Source organism: Amycolatopsis sp. NBC_01488 (assembly GCF_036227105.1).
Lineage (GTDB): Bacteria > Actinomycetota > Actinomycetes > Mycobacteriales > Pseudonocardiaceae > Amycolatopsis.
Genome location: NZ_CP109434.1, coordinates 4687508 through 4701186 on the forward strand (window position 1 = coordinate 4687508; position 13679 = coordinate 4701186).

Sequence of the window (13679 nt, forward strand, 5' to 3'; positions counted from 1 at the left end):
GGCTGATCGCGTCCGGGGCGTTCGGCTCGGCGAGGGCGCTGGTGGCTTGCTCCGCCTCGATGGCGCGGAGGCTCTTGCGGTGGTGTCCGCGGGGTTTGGCTGCTCGTGCGGGGCGTGTGCGTTCAGCTCGGCGAGGGCGCTTGCCGCCATACTCCGCCTCGGTGGCGCGAAACCCTCGCCGCGTGTCGATCCGCGGTCGTCCCGTTCGACGCGTAGGTATGACCGAGCCGACGCACACCGAGAACCTCGACCAGAACGGGTCCGCGGCGCTGCCGTGGAGCAGGGCGCGCGACCTCCTCGCCACCCAGACCCCGCACGAGACCCTGACGTTCTTCGTCGGAACCGTCCGCCCCGACGGCCGCCCGCACGCCGCGGGTGTCGGCGCCGTCTGGGTGGACGGCGCGCTGTACTTCAAGGGCGGCCCGGGCACGCGCCGGTCCCGCAACCTCGCGGCGAACCCGGCGTGCAGCGTGTCGGTGCGCCTGAACGGGCTGGACCTCACGATGGAGGGCGAGGCCCACCGCGTCACCGATGCACCGACCCTGGAGCGGGTCGCCGCCGTCTACCGCGAGGGTGGCTGGCCCGCCACGGTCGTCGGCGACGGGCTGACGGCCCCGTTCACCGCGCCGAGCGCCGGACCCCCGCCGTGGAACCTGTACCGGCTCACGCTGCACCGCGCGGTCGGCGTCGCCGGCGCCGAACCGCACGGCGCCAGCCGCTGGGACTTCAGCCGCTGACCGCCGCGGATGAGCCCACGTGGTGTCAACCGGCGCCCGTGGCGCCGTCGCGCGGTGCCGCCCCAGGGGGACGGCACCTCGATCGGACGGCGCCGAGGCCGGGCTCAGCCGCCGATCGACGCCGCTACGAGTGCTCCGATGTGGCGCATGCCGTCCGCGTTCGGGTGCAGTGGGGCCGCCACCGAGGTCGGGATCACGCTCTCGAACCACTTCACCCCGGGCAGCTTGCACACGTCGTGTCCGATCGACGCCGTCCGGACGTCGACGTACCGTGCGTTGTGCGCGGCCGCCTGGCGGGCGAGTGCCGCGTTCGTCTTGTCGATGCTGCCCTGGATGTAGTTCGCGTCGCGCGGGGTCAGGGGCGCGACCGGCCAGCACCCGTTGTGCGGCAGGTACGTGCCGTACCCGGCGACGAATACGGCCGCGTTCGGGGCATGAGCGTGGATCGCGTCCAGCAGCGCGCCCCACGTCGGTTCGAACGCCGCGATCTTCTCGGCCAGCTGGTCGTGACCGCCGGCCGTGTAGCGGTCGACGCAGTCCGGGTTGATGCCGGGTAGCAGGTTGATGCAGCCGGTCGCCGCCCCGACCAGGCCGACGTCGTTGCCGCCGATGGTCACCGTGACGGTCTTCGTGGTCGCGCCGAGCGCGTCGAGCTGCGGCGGGACCGCGCCGGTCTCCGTCGACTGCGGTGCGTACATGTCCGCGGTCGTCGCGCTGGAGCAGGTGACGTCCTGGAGCGGGACGCCGAGCCGCTTCGCGGCGACGTGCGGGTAGTTCGCGAGCGACCGCAGGCAGCCCGGGGAGGAGAGGTCCGGGGGCAGGATCAGCGGGCCGGCCGCCGCCGAGTCGCCCAGGGCCACGTACTCCCCGGTGGTGCTCGCCTCCGCCGTACCCGCCGTCGTCGCCAGTGCCGCGACCAGGACCGTGATGAACGCCGTTGTCCTCACTCGCACGCCGTCCTCCTTGACGCTGTGCTGATGGTTGGCTTCCGTGACACCATCGGCACCGAGGGTGGCCGGATTGACTGGGAATCCGGGCAGAGAACGAGGGGATCGGTTGTGACGGAGCACAAGCCCGGCGGGGACCTGGCCCTCGGCGGGCAGCGCGTCCACGAGCGGCTCACCCAGGAGGAGCCGCAGCTGATCGCGCGGGTGCTGGCGCGCATCCAGGAGCAGGTCGCCGACTACCGGCGGCTGCCGGTGGAGGAGCTCGCCGGCGACATCGCGCGGATCACCCAGCAGGCGGTGCGCGCGTTCGCCCGCAGCCTGCGCGAAGACCGGCAGCTCAACGACGCCGAGCTGCGGCAGATCGGCTCGTCCGCGGTCCGCCGGGCTGAAGAGGGCTTTCCGCTGGAGGCCGTGCTGACCGCGTACCACGTCGGCGCGCGGGAGATCTTCGCCGTCGGCTCGGCCGACGCGGGCCGCGGCGACGTCGCCGACCTCCTCGACGTCGCCGACCGGGTGCTCGCGTTCGTCGGCACCGTCACCGGCGCGGTCACGCGGGGGTACCTGGAGGAACTGCGCACGAAGGTCGGGCAGGAGCACACCGCGCGCCGCACGCTGCTCTCGGTGCTGGCCGACGGCGGTCCCGTCGACGTCGTCGCCCGCAGCGCCGGGATCACGCTGCCGGCGCGGTACTTGGTGCTGAGCGTCGAGCTGGGGCCGCACGCCGACGAGGCGTCCCCCGGCGTCGACGCGGACATCGCGATCCGGCGGAAGCTGCGCCGGTTCCTGGCGGCGTTCGAGCAGTCCTGCGGCGACGGCGTGCTGGCGTCGCTGGACGGCCCGGGCGGGCTCGTCCTGTTGCCGCTGGTGGGCCGGTTGTCGACCGTCTCGGAGTGGGGTTCGCTGCTGGCCGCGGCCGGGCGCGCGGCGGGCGTGGACGTGCTGGCGGCGGCCGACACGGCGGCGCCGTCGGAAGTTCGGGAAGTGGCGGGGCGGACAGGTGAGGTGCTGGACGTGCTGCGCTGGTTCGGCCGTCCGCCGGGGCTGTACCGCCTCGACGACGTGCTGGTGGAGTACCAGCTGACCCGCCCGGGCGAGGCCCGCGACCGGCTCGCGGCCGCGCTCGCACCGCTGGACGCGCACCCGGAGCTGGTCGAAACGCTGTCGACGTACCTGGAGCTGGACACGAACCGCCGTCGCACGGCGGCTCGCCTGCACGTCCACCCCAACACGGTCGACTACCGCCTGCGCCGCGTCCGCGACCTGACGGACATCGACCCCCTCCACCCGGCCGGCCTCCCGCGCATCATCGCGGCCCTGGCGGCCCGCCGGGCTGCACCCCCACGCTGACGTGTCGTCCCGTCAATCACACGAGATGCCCCTCCAATCACGCGAGTTCCGCCTCTGATCACGCGAGATACGGGCCGGATCACGCGAGTTCGGTGGACCGGAAGGGTCTATCCCGTGATCGGTGTTTCCGGCGTTGTTGTTCAGTAGGTCTCGGCTCCCGGCCAGCGGTCACCGAAGGTGATGGCGAACGCGTTGATCACTGGTTTCCAGCGCATCGTCCATCGGGCGCGGCCTGTCCCGGTCGGGTCCAGGCTGCGGGTCACAAGATACAGACACTTCATCGCGGCCTGCTCGGTCGGGAAATGCCCCCGCGCACGAATCGCCCGCCGATAACGGGCATTCAATGATTCGATCGCGTTCGTCGAGCAGATCATCGTCCGGATCTCGACGTCGTAATCGAGGAACGGAATGAACTCCTCCCAGGCGTTGCGCCAGAGCCGGATCATTGCCCCGTACTTCTTCCTCCATTTCTCCTCGAGTTCGTCCATCGCGATAGCCGCGGCATCCGGACTGGGTGCAGTGTAGACGGGTTTGATGTCCCGCTTCACCGCGTCCCAATCCCGACTCGAAACCAACCGGAAGGTGTTCCGGATCAAGTGGACAATGCAGGTTTGAACAATAGTTTTCGGCCAGACGTTCGCCACCGTATCGGGAAGCCCTTTGAGGCCGTCACAGACGAGGAAGAACACGTCGGCCACGCCGCGGTTCTTCAGGTCGATCAGCACGCTCATCCAGAACTTTGCCCCCTCGCCACCGGCGCCCATCCACAGGCCCAGGACGTCCTTGCGGCCATCCACGGTGACCCCGATGGCAGCGTAGACGGGCCGGTTGGCGACCTGCCCGTCGCGGACCTTGACGTGGATTGCGTCGATGAACACCGCCGCGTACACGGCGTCGAGCGGGCGGTTGGCCCAGTCGTTCATTTCGGCGACAACCTTGTCGGTGATCCGCGAGATCGTCTCCTTGCTGACCGAAGCTCCGTAGATTTCGGCGAAATGCGCGGATATGTCGCCGGTGGTCATCCCTTTCGCATACAGCGACAGCACGATTTCGTCCACATCTGTGAGCCGCCGTTGCCGTTTCTTCACGATCTGCGGCTCGAACGTGCTCTCCCGGTCCCGCGGAACCTCGATCTGAACTTCGCCGGCGGCATCCGAGATCACCGTTTTCGGCCGTGCACCGTTGCGCACGTTCGTCGACTCACGGCCCGGGTCGGCCTGGTTCTTCTCGTGCCCGAGGTGCTCGGTCATCTCTTCGTTGAGGGCGGTTTCCAGCACGTTCTTGGTGAACAGCTTCAGCAGGCCGTCCGGGCCGGTCAGTGCCAGCCCGCGAGCCTTCGCCTCGGCCACCATCGCCGCCGCGGCGGCCTGCTCCGGCGACAGCTCCCGCGCCGGCTCGGACTCACGCTTACGTGGACTCACAAGCTCCGATGTCATCACTCACAGTGCCCATCCCGCCAGACCTCAGCCCGGCGTGTCGGGCCGGAAACACCGATCTTGGAACAGTCCCGTCCGGAACGGTCGGCTCGCGTACTGGGAAAGTCGGTTCGGGTGATCAGGTTCGGGATTCGCGTGACTGGAGGCGGAACTCGCGTGATTGGAGAGCGATCTCGCGTGATCGGGGGGTCGACACGGGACGGCGGGGCGCCGGGATTCGCACGGGAGGGCGGGCGGCGAGGCGGGCGAGGAGGCCCAGCGCGAGAAGCGCGAAGAGCGTCAGCGCCGCGAAGGCCGACGCGGGGGAGAACGTGAGTTCGCCGGCCCGGCCGAGCACGAATCCCGAGTCCAGCGCCCAGGCCACCACCGCGACCCCGAACCCGGCGGCGAGCGGACTCCAGAACGCGGTCAGCAAGACGACCACACCGAGCGTGACCAGCGCGTACCACGGATGGCCCGTCGCCCCGCAGACCTCCGCCACCAGCGCCGCGACCACCGCGGCCACACAGCCGAACGGGAATCCGAAGCCACCACTCATGCCGTCCAGCAAAGCCCCGGGACCACCGGCGAGCATGAGCCAGGACACATTCCGTACGGCCGGCCCCGAGAATCTTGACGCGCTATTGACCCGTCACGCGCTCTATCGCGTCGGCCAGCGTGGGCCACACCGCGCGCGGCAGGTTGTGGCCCATGCCCGGGATCACCAGCAGCTCCGCGCCCGGGATCGCCTCCGCGGTCGCCTTGCCGCCGCTGACGTCGATCAGCGGGTCGGCGTCGCCGTGCACGACCAGCGCCGGCAGCCGCACCGAACGCAGTCCCGACGTGCGGTCGCCGGATGCCAGCACCGCCGCCGCGTGGCGCAGCGTGCCCACCGGGTGGCGGGCGCGGTCGTAGTGCAGCGTCGCCTTGGCCAGCAGGAACGCCTCGTCGTCGGGATAGCCGGGGGAGCCGAGCTGCCGGTAGCCGTCGACGCTGTCGGCCAGCGCCTGCTCGCGGGTCGACGCCGGCGGCCGCGTCAGCAGCGCCAGCGCCCACGGCTGGGCCTGCCCGACCGCCGGATCCCCGGTGGTCGACATGATCGACGTGACCGACCGCAGCCGGTCCGGGTGGTCGATGGCCAGCTGCTGCACGATCATCCCGCCCATCGACGCGCCGACGACGTGCGCCCGCGCGATGCCGAGCGCGTCGAACAGCCCGACGGCGTCGTCGGCCAGGTCCGACAGGCGGTACGGCGCCGTCGTCAGGTCGCCGCCCGCCAGCGCGGCCAGGTCCGGCGCGGGCAGCTCGTCGAGCCAGGTGGAGAGCCCGACGTCGCGGTTGTCGTAGCGCACCACGAAGAACCCGCGGCCGGCGAGCAGCTCGCAGAACGCGTCCTCCCAGGTGATCATCTGGGCGCCGAGGCCCATCACCAGCACCAGCGGCGGATTGTCCGGATCGCCGAAGGTGTCGTATTCGAGCTCGAGACCGTTGGCCTGTGCGCGTGGCATGCCTCGATCCTGCCGTACCCGCGTGGAGCTGGCACGGTCCCACTCGTGCGGTTACCGTTACGCCCCATGCCGACCTCATCCTCGGGTACCGGACAGCGCCCACGGTCACGGGCCGCGGCGGGACTCCCGGCGCTCACGGCCGACCGGATCATCAGCGCGGCGACGACCCTGACCGGCGAACGCGGCCTCGACAACTGGACGCTGCGGGAGCTCGCCCGCGCCGTGGAGGCCTACCCCGCGGTGATCTACCACCACGTCGGCGACCGGGACGCGGTGGTCAACGCCGTCGTCGACCGGGTGGTCGGCCTGCTGGAGCTGCCCGAGGAGCACCTGCCGTGGCAGGACTGGTTCACCGAGCTGCTCGCCGGGCTGCGCGCGCTGCTGCGCGGCTACCCGGGTTGCGCGCGCCGGCTCGCGCTGTTCGGCCCGTCCGTCCAAGCGGCCACGCGCAGCATCGACGCGGGCGTCGGCGTGCTGCTGAGGGCGGGCTTCGGCCGGGAAAGCGTGCTGGCCTACAACCTGCTGCTGATGACCGCGTGCCAGTTCGTCGCGATGGAGGACGACCGCGACGGCGCGCTGGCGCTGCGGATCGACAACACCGAGGAGTACGCGACCTACCGCGAGCGGGCCGACCTGCCGGGGATGGCCGAGCTCGGCGCCGCGATGCACGACCTGATGGGTGATCCCGACCTCGCCGCGGGCTACTACGCGCAGCTGTACGACTACGCGGTCCGGCGGTGCCTCGACGGGCTCGCGCACCGGCTCGAAGAGCTCCGCGAACCGGACGCGACGGGTTGACAGCGACTTGACAGCGCCCGGGCGTACCGTGGGCGTGCGTCGGTGGTCCGTCCGCCGACCCGGAGCCCCTGGCGCCCTCCTCCCCCTCGTGGCGCCGGGGGCTTCGGTCTATTCGCGACCGGCCGGACGCGGCGGTTCCGCCTGGATCGCCGGGAAGATCTCGCCGACGAGCGTGACGAGCGACTTGGACAGCAGCAGGTGCACCTGGGCGCGGGTCAGGGATCCGCGCACGAGCCATTCGCGGCCGGCGGACTTCACCATCCCGCCGAACGCCCGCACGAGCGCGTTGAGCTCGGGGCCGTGTTCGCTTTCGCTGGACAGCCCGACGGCTTCGAGCACGCGGTCGGCCGATTCGCGGTCCGCCTCCTCGAGAATCCGCTCCACCTCGAGGTCGCGGCCGATGCCCTCGGGGGCGATCGCGGCCAGCCACATCCGCTCCTGGCTGGTGACCATGTCCAGGAACCACTCGATGGCGACGTCGGCGCGCAGTTCGAGCGGCCCGTCCGGCAGGATTTCCACCGCGAGGCGCGGCACGGTCAGCGCGCGGCGGATGATTTCCAGGTACAGCTCGCGTTTCGTGCCGAAGTAGTGGTTGATCAGCCCCCGCGCGACGCCGGCCGCCGCGGCGATGTCCGAAGTGGACACTTCGGAGTAGGGCCGGTCACCGAACAGCCGCGCCGCGCAAGCGTAGATCTGTTCCTTTCGTTCGTCCGGTTCCAGTCTTCGCCATCTCGGCGCCGGCTCGGTGTTCATGGTTCCATCGTCGCATGACCGGTGGTCCCGGGCAGCTCGGTCACCCGGGGTGGCACGATCGGGGCACGCTCAGTCCGGCAGCGTGATCGGGGCGAGGTCCGCGAAACTGTCGCCGGGGCCCGGGTTCGCGGGGTGCGTCTCGCCGCCGAAGTGGTGCAGCACGCCCCAAACCGCGTTGAGTGCGGTCTGGACCGCGCCCTCGGCCCAGCCCGCCGTCCACGAGACGTCGTCACCCGCCAGGAAGAGGCCGCGGTGACGCTCCGCCAGCGCGTCCTGCATGAAATGCGTGAAGAGCCGGTGCTGGTAGCGGTAGTGCCCGGGCAGGTTCGCCTTGAACGCGCCCATGAAGTGCGGTTCCGCCTCCCACGACACGGTCACCGGGTCGCCGATGATGTGCCGCCGGACGTCGACGCCCGGGTAGATCTCGCGCAGCGACTGGAGCATCACCTCGACGCGCTCGGTCACCGAAAGCGGTAGCCACTTCGACGAGTCGTCGGCCCACGTGTAGGACAGGCAGATCACCGCCGGTGCGGACGGGTCGTCGCCGAGCAGGTAGGTGCCGCGCGGCATCCGGTCGGTGAGCGTCATGCTCATCGTGTCGCGGCCGGTCGCCGGGTCGGGGTCGAGCCAGAACGGCCGGTCGACCGGCACGAACACCTTCGACGACTCCATGTAGTGCGTGCGCTCGATCGCCGTCCAGTGGTCGATCGGGAACAGCGCTTCGTCGCATTCGATCTGGGACAGCAGCATCCAGCTCTGGGCGGTGAACACCGCCGCCGGGAACGTCCGGATGTGCCCGGACGCGTCGGTCACCGTGATGTTGTTGGGCGCCGTCCGGTGCAGTCTCGTGACGCCCGGGCGCGGCCCGCCTTCGTGCAAGGAAGCCAACGACGTTCCGGCGGGCCAGAAAGCGAGGTCCGTCGGCGCGTGCTCCCACAGCCGCAGCGGGAGCTGCCTGCTGCCGCCGACGATGCTGCGGTGCTCGTCGTCGGCGCCGGTGTAGACGACGCGCAGGATTTCCAGGATGGAGTTGGGGAAGTCGGTGTCCCAGCCGCCGGTGCCGAAGCCGACCTGCCCGAAGATCTCGCGGTGGCGGAAGGAGGCGAACGCGGGGGAGTCGCAGAGGAAGCCGTAGAACGTCTGGTTGTCCAGCTTCGGGACGAGCTCGTTCCACAGCCGCTTGATCGTCTTCGCGTCGCGGTCGCGGATCGCGGTCTGCATCTCGGCGAACGACGCGTGCTCGGCGAGCGTCCGGTCCCACGCGGCGGCGACGTCGGCGAACACCTGCGGCAGATCGGCCGGTGTCCGCGCGTAGTGGCTCTGTCCCTTGAGGTCGACGACCGTGCTCGGCGTCCCCGGCGCGAGCGGGTTGGGGAACGGCGTCGTCTCCAAGCCGACCTTGTCGATGTAGTGGAACAACGCGGTCGACGCGGGTGGGAAGCGCATCGCGCCCATCTCGGCGACGACGTCGTCCGGGCAGCCGGGGAACCGCACGGTGCGCAGCCGGCCGCCGATCTCCGCGATCTCGTAGACCACCGGCCGGAGGCCGAGCTTCAGCAGCTCGTACGCGGTGACGATGCCGGAGAGGCCGCCGCCGATCACCGCCACCTCGGTGCCGTGCCGGTGGGCCGGGACCGAGCCGAGCCCGGCGGGGTGGGCGAGGTAGTCGTCGTAGGCGAACGGGAAGTCGGGGCCGAACATCGTGATCGGGCGGCCCGCCGGCTCGTCCCGGGGGATCGCAGTCGGGATCGCGGTCGGCAAAGCGGAGGTCATGCGGTGGTTCCTCGGTACAGTTCGGGCCGCCGGTCGGCCAGGTGGGTGTTCTCCAGGCGCGACGCGGCGAGCGCGTCGCGAGTGACTTCCGCGGTGAGCAACGCGGGATCCGCCCCGGCGCGGGCCAGCACCTCGCCGGTCGGGGCGACGACGCAGGAGCGCCCGCAGTAGGTCAGTTCCCGTTCGACGTCACAACGGTTGGCGTAGGCAACGAACAGCTGGCTCTCGTAGGCCCGCGCCGGTACCAGCGTGTCGGCGACCAGCTCGTACGGGCTCATCAACGCCGTCGGGACGAGCAGCAGCTCGGTGCCGGCCAGCGCGTGCGCCCGGACCAGCTCGGGGAACTCGACGTCGTAGCAGATCAGCAGCCCGACGCGGACACCGGCGACGTCGGCCTGCACGACCGGCTCGTCGCCCGGGGTGAACCACGCCTGGTCGAGGTCGCCGAACAGGTGCGTCTTGCGGTAGTTCGCCCGCCGCTGCCCGGAGGCGTCGATGAGCTGGACGCTGTTGTAGACGTCGCCACCGTCGGCTTCCGGGTAGCCGTACGCCAGTGCGACGCCGGTTTCCCCGGCCAGCGCGGACATCCGCGCCGCGGTGGGGCCGTCGGCCGGTTCGGCGAGTTCGTGCGTCCGGGCGCCGATGTGGTAGCCGGTGGTGCTCATCTCGGCCGTGACGACGAGGTCGGCGCCGGACGCGGCCACGGCGTCGGGCAGCGCGTCGGCCGGGCCCTGGTGGATCGCGACCCTCATGCCAGCCTCGACCGCCGGATCCCGTAGCCGAAGTAGATCAGCAGGCCGAGCGCCATCCAGGCGCCGAAGACCGCCCAGGTGGCGCCGTCGAGGCTGAACATCATGTAGCCGCAGCACAGCACGCCCAGCAGCGGTGTCACCGGCGAGAGCGGCACGCGGAACGTACGCGGCCGGTCGGGCTGGCGCCGCCGCAGCAGCAGGACGGCGATGTTGACCAGCAGGAACGCGAACAGCGTCCCGATGCTGGTGGCGTCGGCGAGCTTGCCCAGCGGGATGAACGCGGCCAGCGCGGCGACGAAGGCCGAGACCACGAGCGTGTTGAGCCGCGGCGAGCCGGTCTTCGGGTCCACTTTGGACAAGGACTTCGGGACGAGGCCGTCGCGGGACATCGCGAACAGGATGCGCGTCTGTCCGTAGAGGACCGTCAGCACGACGCTGGAGATCGCCACGATCGCGCCGACGGCGAGCAGGCCGGCCCAGAACGGGTTGCCCGAGATGACGGAGAGGACGTGCGACAGCGCGGCTTCCTGGCCGTCGAACTCCTGCCACGGCAGCGCGCCGACCGCGGCCACGGCGACCAGGCAGTACAGGACCGTGACGATGCCGAGCGAGAGCAGGATCGCCCGGGGCAGGTCGCGCTGCGGGTTCTTGGCCTCCTCGCCGGCGGTCGACGCCGCGTCGAACCCGATGTAGGAGAAGAACAGCTTGGCGCCGCCCGCGCTCATCCCGGCCAGCCCGAGCGGCAGGAAGGGCGTGAAGTTCCGCGCCTTCACCGCGGTGAACGCGATCGCGCAGAACAGCACCAGCGTGCCGATCTTCACCGCGACCATGATCGTGTTGGCCCGCGCGCTCTCCTTCGCGCCGGACAGCAGCAGGAGCATCGCGAGCAGCACGACGACGATGGCGGGCACGTTGACGATGCCGCCCGAGCCCGGCGGCTGGCTGAGCGCGTCCGGGATGGCGAAGCCGAACGCCAGCCGCAGCAGTTCGTTGAGGTACTGCCCCCAGCCGACCGCGACCGACGCCACCGACACGCCGTATTCGAGGACCAGGCACCAGCCGCACACCCACGCGACCAGCTCGCCGAGCGTGGCGTAGGCGTAGGAGTAGGACGAACCGGACAGCGGGATCATGCCGGCGAGTTCGGCGTAGGACAGCGCGGAGAAGAGCGCGGTGACGCCGGCGAGCACGAACGACAGGACCACGGCCGGCCCGGCCACCGGCACGGCTTCGCCGAGCACGACGAAGATCCCGCTGCCCAGCGTCGCGCCGATGCTCAGGGTGGTCAGCTGCCCGAGTCCGAGCGACCGCTTCAACGTGCCGTGATCACTTTCGGCGACCAGGTCGGCGACCGGTTTCCGCCGCACCGTCGCGGCTCGCAGATTCATGCCGACGACGGTATCGGCCGTCCCCGGCACGCAAAACAGGAGAACATTGCGCGTACAGACGAATCACAGGTGATTCATTGCACACGGCGCACGAATCATGGCGAATCGTTCCGCGTGCGGTAAGAGGCATCTCACGTGCTTGCGAGGGCATCACGCGTGATCAGGGGGGCATCACGGCTGATGCCCCTCCAGACACCCGTGATGCCTCCCTGATCACGCCCGATGCCCCTCCGGACACGGGTGCTGCCCCGGGAGTCACGTCGGGGTGGGTGGTTCGGCGGCCGGGAGGAGCAGGGTGAATGTCGGCGGGTCGGGGCGGCTCAGGCGTAGCCGGCCGCCCTCGGCCTCGGCGAGGCTGCGCGCCAGCGGCAGGCCGATCCCGTGCCCGGCGGCCGCCGTCGCGAACGGGTCCGTTTCGCCCAGGTCGGGGCCCTCGTCGGCGACGTCGATGGCCAGGGCGTCCCCGGCGTCGCGGGCGACCAGCGTCACCGTGCCGCGGCCGTGCGTCGCCGCGTTGTCCAGCAGCACGCCGAGCACCTGCCGGACCGCGGCGGCCGCCACCCGCGCCGTCGGCGGGTCCTCGCGGATGATCCGCAGCGTCCGGCCGTGCGGGGCCAGCAGTGCTTCGCCCGCCTGGCGGACCTCCTCCAGCAGGGCCTCGAGATCGAGCTCGGCGCGCGGTGCCCGGCGTTCGCGGCCCAGCGCCAGGAGGTCCTCGATGGTGCGTTCCAGGCGGTCGGCGGACGCGATCCCGGCGCGGATCGCCGCGTGCGGGTCCGCGTCCGGCGTCTCCAGCGCGGCCTCCAGCTGCAGGCGCAGCCCGGTCAGCGGGTTGCGCAGCTGGTGCGACGCCTCCGCCGAGAACGCGCGTTCGCGTTCGAGGGTCTCGCCGATCCGGGTGGCGGTGGCGTCCAGCGCTTCGCCGACGCGGTCGATCTCGGTGATCCCGGCGCGCGGGCCGCGGGCGGTGAAGTCGCCGTCGCCGAGCCGTCCGGCCGCGGCGGCCAGCTCCTCCAGGGGCCGGACCAGCCGCGTCGTGACCCGGCGGGCCAGCAGCCAGCTGACCCCGATCGCCGCGATCGCGAGCCCGGCCATGCCGAGCCAGGTCAGCGCGACTCGCAGGCGCAGCTCCGACATCGGCAGCGCGGCGCGGACCACCCCGGTCACCCGGGAACCGCTGATCACCGGGACCGCCAGGACCACTTCGTCGGCTTCGCGGCCGAGGACGACGTCGACCGTGGCGCTCGCCGCCTGCCGCTCGACCGAGCCGCCGACGGCGGGACCGTGCCCGGCGAGCAGCCGTACGTCCGGGCCGTAGATCCCGGTCTCGGCCTCGGCTTCGTCGTCGAGCCGCGGCACGGCCGGCGTCCGGCCGGCGGTCAGCTCGTCGGAGACGGCGAGCGCGACGGCGTCCGCGGCCCGCTCCAGCTCCGACTTCGTGTCGTCGCGGTAGTACTGCATCGCCGCGATGAACAGCGGCAGCGCGAACAGCACGGTCGCGACCAGGGCGGCCAGCACCGTCAGGGAGATGATCCGGCGGCGCACGGCTAGCCTTCGGCGAGGGACCGGGAGGGGTCCTCCAGCCGGTACCCGTGACCGCGCAGGGTGGCGATCCGGGGCACCTCGGCGCCGGGCTCGGCGGCCGACGCGAGCTTGCGGCGCACCGCCGCGATGTGCACGTCCAGGGTCTTCGTCGAGCCGTACCAGTGCGCGTCCCAGACCTCGGCCATCAGCGTCTCGCGGCTGACGGCGACCCCGGGCTGCTCGGCCAGCCGCGCCAGCAGGTCGAACTCCTTGGCCCGCAGCACGACCTCGCGCCCGCCGAGGGTGGCGCGGCGGCCGGCGATGTCGACGGTCAGCCCGCCGACGGTCACCGGGGGGCGGGCACCGGCCGGCGCGCCGCGGCGCAGGTGCGCGCGCACCCGGGCCAGCAGCTCACCCAGCCGGATCGGCTTGGTGAGGTAGTCGTCGGCGCCCGCGTCGAGGCCGACGACGACGTCCATCTCCTCCTGCCGCGCGGTGAGGATCACCAGCACCGTCGCGGGCAGCGCGGTCCGCAGCCGCCGGCAGACCTCGACGCCGTCGAGATCGGGCAGGCCCAGGTCGAGCAGCACCAGGTCGAAGTCGCCGGACGCGGTGGCCTGCAGCGCGGTACGGCCGTCGCGGCGCCAGCACACCTGGTAACCGTGCAGTCGCAGGGTCGATTCGAGCACGCTGCCGATCGCCGCGTCGTCTTCCACCACCAGCAGGTTCGGCATGCG

General features: G+C 71.6%; 13 protein-coding genes. 3 read left to right on the forward strand and 10 right to left on the reverse strand.

Annotation, left to right across the window (positions count from 1 at the left end; all coding sequences use genetic code 11):
• The first annotated feature begins 218 nt into the window (after positions 1–218).
• The gene (locus tag OG738_RS22745; RefSeq protein WP_329056420.1) at positions 219–737 is read left to right on the forward strand and encodes a pyridoxamine 5'-phosphate oxidase family protein; all 519 of its coding nucleotides are present in this window, start codon (positions 219–221) and stop codon (positions 735–737) included.
• A gap of 104 nt (positions 738–841) precedes the next feature.
• Here OG738_RS22745 and OG738_RS22750 read toward each other — a convergent pair whose 3' ends face one another.
• Positions 842–1684, reverse strand: coding sequence for an SGNH/GDSL hydrolase family protein (locus tag OG738_RS22750; RefSeq protein ID WP_329056799.1), 843 nt, complete (start codon positions 1682–1684; stop codon positions 842–844).
• A 111-nt stretch (positions 1685–1795) separates the two neighbouring features.
• On the opposite strand from OG738_RS22750, the gene OG738_RS22755 reads away from it, so the two are divergent.
• The gene (locus OG738_RS22755; protein ID WP_329056421.1) at positions 1796–3031 is read left to right on the forward strand and encodes a PucR family transcriptional regulator; all 1236 of its coding nucleotides are present in this window, start codon (positions 1796–1798) and stop codon (positions 3029–3031) included.
• Positions 3032–3171: 140 nt separating this feature from the next.
• Here OG738_RS22755 and OG738_RS22760 read toward each other — a convergent pair whose 3' ends face one another.
• The 3 genes from OG738_RS22760 to OG738_RS22770 form a co-directional block, all read right to left on the reverse strand.
• A complete protein-coding gene (locus OG738_RS22760; protein ID WP_329051158.1) occupies positions 3172–4467 on the reverse strand; it encodes an IS256 family transposase in 1296 nt (431 codons plus the stop codon).
• Between the two features lie 118 nt (positions 4468–4585).
• On the reverse strand, positions 4586–5041 hold the full coding sequence (locus OG738_RS22765) for a hypothetical protein (RefSeq protein WP_329056422.1): 456 nt from the start codon (positions 5039–5041) through the stop codon (positions 4586–4588).
• Between the two features lie 46 nt (positions 5042–5087).
• Positions 5088–5954, reverse strand: coding sequence for an alpha/beta fold hydrolase (locus tag OG738_RS22770; RefSeq protein ID WP_329056423.1), 867 nt, complete (start codon positions 5952–5954; stop codon positions 5088–5090).
• 66 nt (positions 5955–6020) lie between these two features.
• Here OG738_RS22770 and OG738_RS22775 point away from each other — a divergent pair, with 66 nt between their 5' ends.
• On the forward strand, positions 6021–6752 hold the full coding sequence (locus OG738_RS22775; protein ID WP_329056424.1) for a TetR/AcrR family transcriptional regulator: 732 nt from the start codon (positions 6021–6023) through the stop codon (positions 6750–6752).
• Between the two features lie 108 nt (positions 6753–6860).
• Here OG738_RS22775 and OG738_RS22780 read toward each other — a convergent pair whose 3' ends face one another.
• The 6 genes from OG738_RS22780 to OG738_RS22805 all read right to left on the reverse strand — a co-directional run bounded on the left by OG738_RS22780 (position 6861) and on the right by OG738_RS22805 (position 13676).
• Positions 6861–7505, reverse strand: coding sequence for a TetR/AcrR family transcriptional regulator (locus OG738_RS22780; RefSeq protein WP_329056425.1), 645 nt, complete (start codon positions 7503–7505; stop codon positions 6861–6863).
• 69 nt (positions 7506–7574) lie between these two features.
• A complete protein-coding gene (locus tag OG738_RS22785) occupies positions 7575–9266 on the reverse strand; it encodes a flavin monoamine oxidase family protein (RefSeq protein WP_329056800.1) in 1692 nt (563 codons plus the stop codon).
• An 8-nt stretch (positions 9267–9274) separates the two neighbouring features.
• Positions 9275–10030 (reverse strand): carbon-nitrogen hydrolase family protein, encoded by a 756-nt coding sequence (locus OG738_RS22790; RefSeq protein ID WP_329056426.1) that lies wholly within the window; start codon positions 10028–10030, stop codon positions 9275–9277.
• Positions 10027–11418: an amino acid permease gene (locus OG738_RS22795; RefSeq protein ID WP_329056427.1), complete on the reverse strand. Its 1392-nt coding sequence runs from the start codon at positions 11416–11418 to the stop codon at positions 10027–10029. The genes OG738_RS22790 and OG738_RS22795 overlap by 4 nt, the downstream gene beginning before the upstream one ends.
• Positions 11419–11673: 255 nt before the next feature.
• On the reverse strand, positions 11674–12963 hold the full coding sequence (locus OG738_RS22800; RefSeq protein WP_329056429.1) for a sensor histidine kinase: 1290 nt from the start codon (positions 12961–12963) through the stop codon (positions 11674–11676).
• Between the two features lie 2 nt (positions 12964–12965).
• Positions 12966–13676: a response regulator transcription factor gene (locus OG738_RS22805; protein ID WP_329056430.1), complete on the reverse strand. Its 711-nt coding sequence runs from the start codon at positions 13674–13676 to the stop codon at positions 12966–12968.
• Between the last annotated feature and the right edge of the window lie 3 nt (positions 13677–13679).